The following is a 236-nucleotide window of genomic DNA, read 5'->3' on the forward strand; positions in this document are numbered from 1 at the left end:
TGCGATTGCGCTGAGCGAGGCGCGCCGCTTCGGCTACGTTGCCCCGGGTAAGCTTGAGAAGCTGGATCAAGTAATCCCGCTCGAACCGGGCTTTCGCTTCGGCGTAGGAGAGGACCTCGGTCGGGTTCTCCCGCAGGGCCCGGGTCACCAGGGCGGCCGGCACCACCGGCGTCATGGTGAGGGCGCAGCATTGCTCCACCACGTTGGCGAGCTGGCGGACATTGCCGGGCCAGGGG

The 236-nt window shown here is 68.2% G+C and carries 1 pseudogene; it reads right to left on the minus strand.

The annotated features are described in order from the left end of the window. Positions 1-236: pseudogene (locus ACTFO6_RS19770) on the minus strand (two-component system response regulator GlrR); the annotation flags it as partial.

Source organism: Pelomicrobium sp. G1, assembly GCF_051905455.1.
Lineage (GTDB): Bacteria > Pseudomonadota > Gammaproteobacteria > Burkholderiales > UBA6910 > Pelomicrobium.